A 10833-nucleotide genomic window follows, 5' to 3' on the forward strand; every position below is an offset into this window, starting at 1 on the left:
CCTCCTTTACTGGCCCAGCGTCAGCGTTTTAAGCATCAAGCTTTTCACGGTATTGAGCACTTCAACGTTTGCCTGATAGCTGCGTGAAGCAGACATGGTGTTAACCATCTCGCCAACCACGTCGACATTCGGCATTTTTACGTAGCCATTCGCATCCGCCAGCGGATTGCCCGGTTCATAAACCAGCTTGTCCGGCGCCTGACTCTCAATGACGTCAGCGACTTTTACGCCACCGGTTGCTGCGCCTGGCGCTGCATCGACCTGAAAAACAACCTGCTTCGCGCGATACGGCTGACCATCAGGTCCGGTCACGCTATCGGCGTTTGCCATGTTGCTGGCAGCCACGTTCAGACGCTGAGACTGAGCCGTCAGCGCAGAACCTGCGATATCAAAAATATTGAGCAACGCCACGGTTAGTTCCCTCCTTGCAGCACGTTCATCATGCCCTTGATTTGCCCACCTAACGCGGTAAGCCCCATCTGGTACTTCAGGCTGTTATCCGCAAACTGCGTACGCTCCCTGTCCATATCCACCGTGTTGCCATCCAGAGACGGCTGGTCAGGAATGCGATAGAGCAACTCCGTAGAAGGAGCCGAGACAGTCTGGGCAGGAATGTGTTGTGCAGAGGTCAGCGTCAACGAAACACCGCCTGTTTCTTCCCGCCCGCGCACCATGACTTTTTTTAATTCACTGGCGAAATCCAGGTCACGCGCCTGATACCCTGGCGTGTCGGCATTGGCAATGTTGGCCGCTAATATTTCCTGGCGTTGGGCGCGCAAATTCAGCGCTTCCTGTTGAAAACGTAAGGCGGCGTCGAGCTTATCGAGCATATCTCCTCCGCAAATGACAAAATTCAGCCGACAGCTTAAATCCCATCACGCGCGCGTTATCGCCGGAATAAACGCAAAATGCGTCGCTATTTGTTGCGTTGATGACTGCGTCACACAGGTAGAATCCTGCCACTACCTGAAAAAGCGCGAGGTTTTGATGCAAACGTTTAAACGTGGAATAGTCGTGGCAGCACTGCTGTTCAGCCCTATGACGCTGGCACAAGACCTGAATTCGCAGTTAACCGCGTGGTTTTCCCAGCGCCTGGCCGGGTTTAGCGATGAGGTGGTCGTCACTGTCCGTACGCCGCCAAACTTGCAGCCCAGCTGCGATCAGCCTGCGCTGAGCGTGTCCGGCAGTGCGAAACTGTGGGGTAACGTGAACGTGCTGGCCCGCTGCGCCAATGAAAAACGCTATCTGCAGGTCACTGTGCAAGCCACCGGCAACTATGTTGTCGCAGCGGCCCCTGTTGCCCGCGGAAGCGCACTGAACGCGGCCAGCGTAACGCTAAAACGTGGTCGTCTGGATCAACTGCCGCCACGCACCGTACTGGACATTAACCAGGTTCAGGATGCCGTGAGCCTGCGCGACCTGGTTCCCGGTCAGCCAATCCAGCTCACAATGTTGCGCCAGGCATGGCGGATAAAAGCGGGTCAACGCGTGATGGTTATCGCCAACGGAGACGGCTTTCGGGTCAATGCCGAAGGTAAAGCGCTCAACAATGCAGCCGTCGCGCAAAACGCACGAGTGCGGATGATTTCTGGTCAGGTGGTGAGTGGAATCGTCGATTCTGATGGGAATATTCTTATTAACCTATAATAGGTTAAAGATTTTTTAGCGAGTGCCGATAGATAATCAACCAATGATTAAAGCGGGTCGCTATAGCGTAACCCCTCGATGAGGATAGAAAAAATGAGTATTGATCGTACCTCACCATTGAAGCCAGTAAGCACTGTCCAGCCACGCGAAACCAGCGACTCGCCGGTACAAAAAGCGCGGAAAGAAAAAACAGCGACGACAAACAGCACCAGCGTAATGCTGAGTGACGCTCAGGCCAAACTGATGCAGCCCGGCACCAATGACATCAACATGGAACGCGTCGAAGCACTGAAAACCGCGATCCGTAACGGCGAGCTGAAAATGGATACCGGAAAAATTGCCGACTCGCTGATCCGCGAGGCACAGAGCTACCTACAGAGTAAATAAAGTATGACTCGTTTGTCAGAAATACTTGATCAGATGACGACCGTCCTCAATGACCTGAAAACGGTGATGGATGCTGAGCAGCATCAGCTTTCTGCAGGGCAGATCAACGGTAGCCAGCTACAGCGAATTACAGAAGAAAAAAGTTCTTTGCTGGCCACCCTCGATTATCTGGAGCAGCAGCGCCGCCTGGAAAATGACGCCACGCGCAGCGCCAATGATGAGATTGCCGAGCGCTGGCAGACAATCACGAAGAAGACACAGCATTTGCGCGATCTCAACCAGCACAATGGTTGGCTGCTCGAAGGGCAAATCGAACGCAATCAACAGGCAATTCAAGTGCTGAAACCGCACCAGGAGCCGACGCTGTATGGCGCGAACGGCCAGACCTCTGCAGCACATCGCGGCGGGAAAAAATTCTCTATTTGATCGTTGCCTGATGGCATTGTGCTTATCAGGCAACGCTATTCTGTTGGCCGGATGCGGCGTAGTACCGCCATCCGGCATAGGATGTCCATTACGCCGTCCGGCGAACGAACTCTTTCACTTTAAAGCCCAGCACAGCAAGAGCGGCGAAGTAGGCAACGATTCCCACGACCACCACCGCCAGCAAACGCATCACACGCCACACCATTGTCCCTTGTGACCAGTCCGGCATCATGTAAAGCATCCCTACCAGCGCAGCAGACATCACCAGCACTGAAATCACCAGACGCGTCAGGAACCAGGCCCAGCCCGGCTGTGGGGTGAATATTTTCTGTTTGCGCAGTTGCCAGTAGAGCAGTGAAGCATTCAGACACGCCGCCAAACCGATCGACAACGACAATCCAGCATGCTTCAACGGCCCGATAAACGCCAGGTTCATCACCTGGGTCAGAATCAGCGTCACAATGGCAATTTTGACCGGCGTTTTAATATCCTGACGCGAGTAAAAACCAGGCGCCAATACTTTCACGATGATAATGCCAATCAGACCGACCGAATACGCCACCAGCGCACGCTGGGTCATCGCCGCATCAAACGCGGTAAATTTTCCGTACTGGAACAGCGATACCGTCAGCGGTTTTGCCAGGATACCCAACGCCACGGCACTGGGTAACGCCAGCAGAAAGCACAGGCGCAGCCCCCAGTCCATCAGACGGCAATACTCATCATGATTACCACTGGAAAAACTTTTGGACAGTGACGGCAGCAGGATTGTCCCCAGCGCCACCCCCAAAACACCGGACGGAAACTCCATCAGACGGTCAGCATAGTACATCCATGACACCGAGCCGGAGGCCAGAAACGAGGCGAAGATCGTGTTAATAATCATGGAAACCTGGCTGACGGAAACCCCAAGGATCGCCGGCCCCATTTGCTTCACGACGCGCATCGCACCTTCATCGCGGAAGTTGACACGCGGCAGTACCAGCATGCCAATTTTCTTCAAATGCGGAAGCTGATAAACCAGTTGCAGCACCCCGCCCACGGTGACAGCCCACGCTAGCGCCAGCACCGGCGGATGGAAATAAGGCGCGGCAAACAGCGCAAAACCAATCATGCTGATATTCAGAAACGTCGGCGCAAACGCTGGAATGGAGAAGCGATTCCATGTGTTAAGGATTGCACCTGCCAGTGAGGCCAGCGAAATCAGCAGTATATAAGGAAAGGTTATCCGCAGCAGTTGGGTGGTCAGTGTGAACTTATCGGCAGTATCAGCAAACCCTGGCGCGGTGACCATGATCACCCACGGCGCAGCAAGCATCCCGGCCACCGTGACGACGGCCAGTGCCAGCGTCAATAGACCAGAAACATAGGCGACAAACACGCGGGTGGCGTCTTCGCCCTGCTTACTTTTGTATTCGGCAAGAATCGGTACAAACGCCTGGGAGAACGCACCCTCAGCAAAAATACGGCGCAGCAGGTTAGGAAGTTTGAATGCCACAAAAAAGGCGTCGGTCGCCATCCCTGCGCCAAAGATTCTGGCGACAATCGCGTCACGCGCAAAACCCAGCACACGTGAGAACATCGTCATCGAGCTGACGGCTGCCAGTGATTTTAATAAATTCATCTATGTTGTATTCCAGACTCTGAGGCAGAACCCCGCATAGCCAGTCCATTGGCCGGAGAAGGCATTGAGCCCTCATCCGGCAATGTTGCAGAGCCTGATGCCGACGCTCAAGCGTCTTATCAGGCCGACAAACTGGTTTATAGCTTGAAAAGAGGTGTTTTTTGAGTGGGCATATAGTACCTGGATTACCGTGAATTACTACCGCCAGATGTTACAGGGGGTTATTCCGCCATCGCCTCCCGCCACAGTTTTTCAACCACACGCTGTGCCAGAATCGCCTGCTCGCCCGCCGTCTCAGGAACCGTCTGATTTTGTACGCAGGCTATAAAATGACGTGCGCATCCGGCAAACCCACGTTGTTCTAACGTCGTTTGCCATCCTGCAATGGGCTTATGTACCACCCCCTGCCCGCGTTCCTCGCGCCATTCCCGCATATCCGTCACATCAATCAAGCCCCCCTCCGTCACGGCCTGGATACACTCGCGCTGGCTACCAGCACGGCGGTGCATACTGGTGGTTATCTGTAGCTGGTCGGCAGAAAAATGATGTTCCGCATAAAGCATCTCACCGGTGTCATTTGTTAACAGCGTGCCGCCATTAAGTTGAACCTTTCCTCCTGCCAGCCACAGCGCGGTGTCTACCACGTGCAGATAATCATCCAGCAGCGTAAAACGCAGATCGTGCGGCCCGACGCTGTCCGTACGGTGCTTGTCCATACGAACAGACGCCGCATTGCCCAACTGCGCCTTTAGATCCTGATACAACGGCGCAAAGCGACGATTAAACCCAACCATTAGCGTCAGTTTTTTCCGCGCCGCCAGCTCCACCAGTTGTTCAGCTTCGCGCAGATTTTCTGCCAGCGGCTTGTCCACGCAAACGTGAACGCCGGCATTCAGCAACTCACTCACTACAGCGTAGTGGGTGGCGGTACTGGAATGAACGAAAACGGCATCGCAGGTTGCCGCTAAATTCTGTACGGAATCAACGTATGGCATTCGCCAGGTTTCACAAATACGCAGCGCTTTTTCCCGCGAGGGCGACCATGCACCCTGCAGCGTCCAGTCCGCAGATGCGCCCAACACAGGCAACCATGCCTTTTGCGCGATGCCCCCTAACCCGACCACGCCAATACGCAATTTTCCCACGTCAGTCTCCCAGGTGTGCCAATAATGAATCGAGCCGCTGTTTCAACTCTGCCACTTCGGTTTCCAGCGCTTCAACACGCGCCTGCAAATCTCCAGACGCCGCCTGCGGCTCATCTGCCGCAGCGAGTGACTCATCAACCTCGCCACAAAACAGGTGCATATAACGACTTTCTCGCTTTCCAGGTTCACGCGCCAGGCGGACCACATAAGGGCCATCTTCCCGGGTAGCCAGTTTCTCCAGCGTCGACTCCACTTCCGCCATATCGCTGAACTCATACATTCGGGATGCGCGGCTACGCAATTCACCCGGTGTCTGAGCGCCACGGAGTAACAGCGTGGTGATCAATGCCACTTCACCCGCGCTAAGCTTAAGATTGCCAAACTCTGAATTACAGAACCGCTGTTCGTATTTGGTCACGCGATTACCAAAGCCGCTGACCGTGCGCAGAAAATGCCTTTTTACCAGGTTATCAAGCTGATCCTGCACGTCGGCTTCCGACAGATTCATCACCGGTTCACGGTTGGTTTTTTGATTACACGCGGTCACCACACCATTCACGGAAAGGGGATACTGTTCCGGTGTAGTAACCTGCTTTTCTAATAAGCAACCAATCACACGGGCTTCGGTGGCGGTTAATTCGTATTTCATCGTCTTCTCCATTATTCAGGCCGTGCGCCTGAAACTTAGCGACCGGGGGTCCATTCTGATGTTGTCAACGCCGTCAGCACATGATCGCGCCACTGTCCATCAATCAGCAGATAGTCTTTTGCATACCCTTCTTTCTCAAAGCCGAGTCGCGCCAGCAAATCGCCGCTACGCTTATTGTGTGGCATGTAGTTCGCCATAATGCGGTGAATATGTTGCGTCCGCTGTACATAACGAATTGCGGCGGTCAGGGCTTCGTACATCAGCCCCTGCCCTTGCCACTTCTGCGCAATGGAATAACCGAGATAACAGGCGTGGAAAGATCCGCGCACCACGTTCGAGAAGTTCGCAACGCCGATAATTTCTTTTTCGTCGGGATCGAGCAGCGCGAAATACCAGGCCGTGCCTTGTTTATGAAATTCAGAGATCATGCTTAGACGCGCCTGCCAGCCAGAGGGGTAGCAGTGGCTTTCATCGCGGATAGGTTCCCAGGGCTTTAAGAAATGACGATTCTCTGCGTAATAATCTGCCAGACGCCAGGCATCACGCTCATGCACCAAACGCACGACCAGGCGGTCCGTGGTTAAGCGCACTTTTGGCACGTTACTGCGATAGCCAAACATTCTATACCTACTCCTTCCCGTAACGTCTTCAATACGCAATTCGCATTACTATACCTGTGCAAATACACCCTGTGAAAAGAGCAAAATGCCATTTTTTGAATTATTCACACATTTTGATGAAAACTCTCTATCAAGACGGACTTTTGATAAAAAAATATTGTCCCGCCAAGGGTGGGAAAAGCGCAAACGACACCGCAGAATAGAAGGTGCTTATCTTTTAAACTCTCCACCGAGTGACGAGTTTTTTCCCTGGAGGGGAAATGTCGCAAGTCTCGCAGGCAAGGAACCTGGGTAAATATTTCCTGCTCATCGATAATATGCTGGTCGTGCTGGGTTTCTTTGTCGTTTTCCCACTGATCTCTATCCGTTTCGTCGACCAAATGGGCTGGGCCGCCGTGATGGTCGGTATCGCACTTGGATTGCGCCAATTTATTCAGCAAGGTCTGGGAATTTTTGGCGGCGCAATTGCTGACCGCTTTGGTGCCAAACCCATGATTGTGACCGGTATGCTGATGCGTGCCGCCGGGTTTGCCACGATGGGGATTGCGCACGAACCCTGGCTATTGTGGTTTTCCTGCTTTCTCTCTGGCTTAGGCGGTACGTTATTCGACCCGCCCCGTTCAGCACTGGTGGTCAAACTGATCCGCCCGGAAAAGCGCGGGCGCTTTTTCTCTATCCTAATGATGCAGGACAGTGCCGGTGCCGTTGTTGGCGCATTACTCGGCAGCTGGCTGTTACAGTACGATTTCCGCCTGGTCTGCGCCACGGGTGCAATTTTGTTCGTTCTGTGCGCCGCGTTTAACGCCTGGCTGCTTCCGGCATGGAAGCTATCCACCGTGAAGATTCCCGTGCGCGAAGGCATGAGCCATGTGATGCATGACAAACGATTTGTCACCTATGTCCTGACGCTGGCGGGGTATTACATGCTGGCGGTACAGGTTATGTTGATGCTGCCGATTATGGTTAATGACATTGCCGGTTCGCCAGCCGCCGTGAAGTGGATGTATGCCATCGAAGCGTGTCTCTCTTTAACGCTGCTCTACCCTATCGCCCGCTGGAGTGAGAAACGTTTTCGTCTTGAGCATCGACTGATGGCGGGCCTGCTGATCATGTCTCTTAGCATGATGCCCATCGGTCTGGTCGGGAATTTACAGCAGCTTTTCACCCTGATTTGCACCTTCTATATCGGTTCTATCATTGCGGAACCGGCACGCGAAACGCTGAGCGCGTCGTTGGCAAATGCGCGTGCACGGGGCAGTTACATGGGCTTTAGCCGCCTGGGACTCGCCATCGGCGGTGCCATCGGTTATATCGGTGGCGGCTGGCTGTTTGACATGGGTAAAGCACTGTCACAGCCAGAGCTCCCGTGGATGATGCTCGGCATTATCGGCTTTATCACCTTCCTCGCGCTGGGTTGGCAGTTTAGCCATAAACGCCCGTCACGCGGCATGCTGGAACCTGATGCCTGATCGCTGACCAGACGTCCCGGACTCAATTTCAGTTTTTTCTGCTGGTGTCCGGGCCGCTGGTGCTGGATGCTGCTTTGTGTCACGATTACGCCACAAGCATCATGTTGAGGAACCCCATGAAAAAGTTTTTTTTTGCTGCTGCACTGATTGTCAGCGGCCTGTTGGTTGGTTGTAATCAACTCACACAATACACGGTTAGCGAACAAGAGATTAATCAGGCACTGGCCAAGCATAACGACTTCTCGAAAGATATTGGTCTGCCCGGCGTTGCTGAAGCCCACATCGTACTGACCAATCTCGCCAGCCAGATTGGTCGCGAAGAACCGAATAAAGTGACTCTGACAGGCGATGCCAATCTGGATATGAATTCCCTTTTTGGTAGCCAGAAAGCGACCATGAAATTGAAGTTAAAAGCATTGCCAGTCTTCAATAAAGAAAAAGGCGCGATTTATCTACAAGAAATGGAAGTGGTCGATGCGACCGTCACGCCAGAGAAAATGCAATCTGTACTGCAAACGCTGATGCCCTACTTAAATCAGTCGCTGCGCAATTACTTTAACCAGCAACCGGCCTATATTCTGCGTGAAGACAGCAGTAAAGGCGAAGCGCTGGCGAAAAAACTGGCGAAAGGGATTGAGGTTAAACCGGGCGAAATCATTATTCCGTTTACCGATTAATCAACAACAGGGCGCGAATGCGCCCTTTTTTTTCGTGCAAACGAAAACGTTTCCGCTTATCCTTTGTTTCCGGCAAAAAAGACTATCCTCAGCCGGAGCATATTGATGACTGCACCATCCCAGGTTTTAAAGATCCGCCGCCCAGACGACTGGCACCTTCACCTTCGCGATGGCGACATGTTGAAAACTGTCGTGCCTTATACCAGCGAAACTTATGGTCGCGCGATTGTTATGCCAAACCTCGCTCCGCCGGTCACTACCGTTGATGCGGCCATTGCGTACCGTCAGCGCATTCTGGACGCTGTACCCGCCGGACATCACTTTACGCCGTTGATGACCTGCTACTTAACGGACACGCTGGATCCTAATGAACTTGAGCGTGGATTCAACGAAGGCGTCTTCACCGCCGCGAAACTTTATCCCGCCAATGCAACAACCAACTCTACACACGGTGTAACCTCGGTCGATGCCATTATGCCGGTACTGGAGCGTATGGAAAAATTGGGGATGCCACTGTTGGTGCATGGTGAAGTGACGCTCGCTGAGATCGATATTTTCGATCGCGAAGCACGTTTCATCGAAACGGTGATGGATCCCTTGCGTCAGCGTTTAACCGCGCTAAAAGTGGTGTTTGAACATATCACGACCAAAGATGCCGCCGACTACGTTCGCGAGGGCAACGAGCTTCTTGCAGCAACCATCACACCGCAGCATTTAATGTTTAACCGCAACCATATGCTGGTCGGCGGAATTCGTCCGCATCTGTACTGTCTGCCGATACTCAAACGTAACGTTCACCAGCAGGCGCTGCGTGAACTGGTTGCCAGCGGATTCAGCCGTGCATTCCTGGGTACCGACTCCGCACCGCATGCGCGTCATCGTAAAGAGTCCAGTTGCGGCTGTGCGGGCTGCTTTAATGCGCCGACCGCGCTGGGCAGCTATGCCACTGTGTTCGAAGAGATGAACGCTCTGGACCATTTCGAAGCCTTCTGCTCACTCAATGGCCCGCAGTTCTATGGTTTGCCGGTGAATGAGACCTTTATTGAGCTGGAACGCGTGGAGCACCAGGTCCCGGAGAGCATTGCGCTGGAAAACGATACGCTGGTGCCTTTCCTTGGCGGTGAAACGGTACGCTGGTCAGTAAAACGCTAAAAAAGTGTAGCCCACTGTTGTCAACTGGCGCAGTTAACTGTATAAATAACCAGTATATCCAACAGGGGGCTATTATGCGTATTGAAGTCACTATTGCCAAAACTTCACCTTTACCAGCCGGTGCTATCGACGCGCTGGCAGGTGAACTCTCCCGCCGTATTCATCATCATTTTCCGGATAACGAAGGTAACGTTACCGTTCGTTATGCCGGGGCCAACAATCTGTCGGTTATTGGCGCAACAAAAGAGGACAAAGAACGCATCAGCGAAATCCTACAGGAAACCTGGGAAAGCGCGGATGACTGGTTCATCAACGAATAAAAAATGATATGCAGTGATGTTTGTTTGCCGGGTCGCCCCGGCTTTTTTATACGTGAATCCTTTAAATCAATCTTGCATTCACCACGCTGGCAGATAATTTATATTAAATACCTTGATTATCTTTTAATCAAATCACCAAAATAATTGCACAACATGCTAAAAAAAAATGAATAACATGTTGCTTTATTAGTCAGATAACACTGAAAACAAAAAATTTATGCGTCGCCCTCTTTAAATTTTCAATGAATACCCTTATTTATTGATATACTGAAGTTGCTTCAGAAAAAAACGCATTGAACCTCGAAAACCGTTGTCTAGTAACACGAATTAGGGGGCATGATGGAAAAGAATAATGAAGTCATTCAGACTCATCCGCTTGTAGGGTGGGACATCAGCACTGTTGATAGCTACGATGCGCTGATGCTGCGTTTGCACTACCAGACCCCGAATCGCCCGGACCCGGATGGGACTGAAGTTGGTCAAACGCTCTGGTTAACCACTGATGTTGCCAGGCAATTTATTTCGATATTAGAAGCCGGAATCGCCAAAATTGAATCTGGCGATTACCAGGTAAATGAGTATCAGCGACATTAAACCTGATACATCACACCATCAAAAGGCACCTTCACGGTGCCTTTCTTATTTGCAGGTTGAATATTCCGGTTCAGTTATTTACCCTGCTATACCTGTCATACTTCAAGTTGCATGTGCGTTGGC

The 10833-nt window shown here is 52.3% G+C and carries 14 protein-coding genes; 8 read left to right on the top strand and 6 right to left on the bottom strand.

The window, feature by feature from the left end; translation table 11 throughout:
* Window positions 1-6: 6 nt before the first annotated feature.
* Both flgC and flgB read right to left on the bottom strand, forming a co-directional pair.
* On the bottom strand, window positions 7-411 hold the full coding sequence (gene flgC, locus FDX19_RS13040) for a flagellar basal body rod protein FlgC (RefSeq protein ID WP_045441655.1): 405 nt from the start codon (window positions 409-411) through the stop codon (window positions 7-9).
* Between the two features lie 2 nt (window positions 412-413).
* On the bottom strand, window positions 414-830 hold the full coding sequence (flgB, locus tag FDX19_RS13045; protein WP_003036189.1) for a flagellar basal body rod protein FlgB: 417 nt from the start codon (window positions 828-830) through the stop codon (window positions 414-416).
* 157 nt (window positions 831-987) lie between these two features.
* On the opposite strand from flgB, the gene flgA reads away from it, so the two are divergent.
* From flgA to flgN, 3 genes are all read left to right on the top strand, one after another.
* Complete coding sequence (gene flgA / locus FDX19_RS13050) at window positions 988-1647, top strand: flagellar basal body P-ring formation chaperone FlgA (protein ID WP_137383036.1); 660 nt, start codon at window positions 988-990, stop codon at window positions 1645-1647.
* 93 nt (window positions 1648-1740) lie between these two features.
* On the top strand, window positions 1741-2034 hold the full coding sequence (gene flgM, locus FDX19_RS13055) for a flagellar biosynthesis anti-sigma factor FlgM (protein WP_005129057.1): 294 nt from the start codon (window positions 1741-1743) through the stop codon (window positions 2032-2034).
* Between the two features lie 3 nt (window positions 2035-2037).
* Window positions 2038-2460, top strand: coding sequence for a flagella biosynthesis chaperone FlgN (gene flgN / locus FDX19_RS13060; protein WP_137383037.1), 423 nt, complete (start codon window positions 2038-2040; stop codon window positions 2458-2460).
* 88 nt (window positions 2461-2548) lie between these two features.
* Here flgN and murJ read toward each other — a convergent pair whose 3' ends face one another.
* From murJ to rimJ, 4 genes are all read right to left on the bottom strand, one after another.
* Entirely contained in the window at window positions 2549-4084 is a 1536-nt protein-coding gene (gene murJ / locus FDX19_RS13065) for a murein biosynthesis integral membrane protein MurJ (protein ID WP_137383038.1), read from the bottom strand.
* A 221-nt stretch (window positions 4085-4305) separates the two neighbouring features.
* The gene (locus FDX19_RS13070; RefSeq protein ID WP_137383039.1) at window positions 4306-5229 is read right to left on the bottom strand and encodes a Gfo/Idh/MocA family protein; all 924 of its coding nucleotides are present in this window, start codon (window positions 5227-5229) and stop codon (window positions 4306-4308) included.
* A 1-nt stretch (window position 5230) separates the two neighbouring features.
* Window positions 5231-5878: a YceH family protein gene (locus FDX19_RS13075; RefSeq protein WP_048211222.1), complete on the bottom strand. Its 648-nt coding sequence runs from the start codon at window positions 5876-5878 to the stop codon at window positions 5231-5233.
* A gap of 35 nt (window positions 5879-5913) precedes the next feature.
* Window positions 5914-6498: a ribosomal protein S5-alanine N-acetyltransferase gene (rimJ, locus tag FDX19_RS13080; protein ID WP_005129064.1), complete on the bottom strand. Its 585-nt coding sequence runs from the start codon at window positions 6496-6498 to the stop codon at window positions 5914-5916.
* 260 nt (window positions 6499-6758) lie between these two features.
* Between rimJ and mdtH the strand changes: the two genes are divergently transcribed.
* From mdtH to bssS, 5 genes are all read left to right on the top strand, one after another.
* Window positions 6759-7967, top strand: coding sequence for a multidrug efflux MFS transporter MdtH (gene mdtH, locus FDX19_RS13085; protein ID WP_137383040.1), 1209 nt, complete (start codon window positions 6759-6761; stop codon window positions 7965-7967).
* Between the two features lie 116 nt (window positions 7968-8083).
* Window positions 8084-8644 (top strand): lipoprotein, encoded by a 561-nt coding sequence (locus FDX19_RS13090; protein WP_137383041.1) that lies wholly within the window; start codon window positions 8084-8086, stop codon window positions 8642-8644.
* 105 nt (window positions 8645-8749) lie between these two features.
* Complete coding sequence (gene pyrC / locus FDX19_RS13095; RefSeq protein WP_137383042.1) at window positions 8750-9796, top strand: dihydroorotase; 1047 nt, start codon at window positions 8750-8752, stop codon at window positions 9794-9796.
* 74 nt (window positions 9797-9870) lie between these two features.
* Window positions 9871-10116, top strand: coding sequence for a DNA damage-inducible protein I (dinI, locus tag FDX19_RS13100; RefSeq protein WP_006685106.1), 246 nt, complete (start codon window positions 9871-9873; stop codon window positions 10114-10116).
* A gap of 339 nt (window positions 10117-10455) precedes the next feature.
* A complete protein-coding gene (gene bssS / locus FDX19_RS13105; protein WP_003036154.1) occupies window positions 10456-10710 on the top strand; it encodes a biofilm formation regulator BssS in 255 nt (84 codons plus the stop codon).
* Window positions 10711-10833: the final 123 nt, after the last annotated feature.

Source organism: Citrobacter sp. wls619, assembly GCF_005281345.1.
GTDB lineage: Bacteria > Pseudomonadota > Gammaproteobacteria > Enterobacterales > Enterobacteriaceae > Citrobacter.

Coding starts and splice junctions, on each gene's coding strand:
- flgB (WP_003036189.1), bottom strand. CDS start 830: ATGCTCGATAAGCTCGACGCCGCCTTACGTTTTCAACAGGAAGCGCTG.
- flgA (WP_137383036.1), top strand. CDS start 988: ATGCAAACGTTTAAACGTGGAATAGTCGTGGCAGCACTGCTGTTCAGC.
- flgM (WP_005129057.1), top strand. CDS start 1,741: ATGAGTATTGATCGTACCTCACCATTGAAGCCAGTAAGCACTGTCCAG.
- flgN (WP_137383037.1), top strand. CDS start 2,038: ATGACTCGTTTGTCAGAAATACTTGATCAGATGACGACCGTCCTCAAT.
- murJ (WP_137383038.1), bottom strand. CDS start 4,084: ATGAATTTATTAAAATCACTGGCAGCCGTCAGCTCGATGACGATGTTC.
- FDX19_RS13075 (WP_048211222.1), bottom strand. CDS start 5,878: ATGAAATACGAATTAACCGCCACCGAAGCCCGTGTGATTGGTTGCTTA.
- rimJ (WP_005129064.1), bottom strand. CDS start 6,498: ATGTTTGGCTATCGCAGTAACGTGCCAAAAGTGCGCTTAACCACGGAC.
- mdtH (WP_137383040.1), top strand. CDS start 6,759: ATGTCGCAAGTCTCGCAGGCAAGGAACCTGGGTAAATATTTCCTGCTC.
- FDX19_RS13090 (WP_137383041.1), top strand. CDS start 8,084: ATGAAAAAGTTTTTTTTTGCTGCTGCACTGATTGTCAGCGGCCTGTTG.
- pyrC (WP_137383042.1), top strand. CDS start 8,750: ATGACTGCACCATCCCAGGTTTTAAAGATCCGCCGCCCAGACGACTGG.
- dinI (WP_006685106.1), top strand. CDS start 9,871: ATGCGTATTGAAGTCACTATTGCCAAAACTTCACCTTTACCAGCCGGT.
- bssS (WP_003036154.1), top strand. CDS start 10,456: ATGGAAAAGAATAATGAAGTCATTCAGACTCATCCGCTTGTAGGGTGG.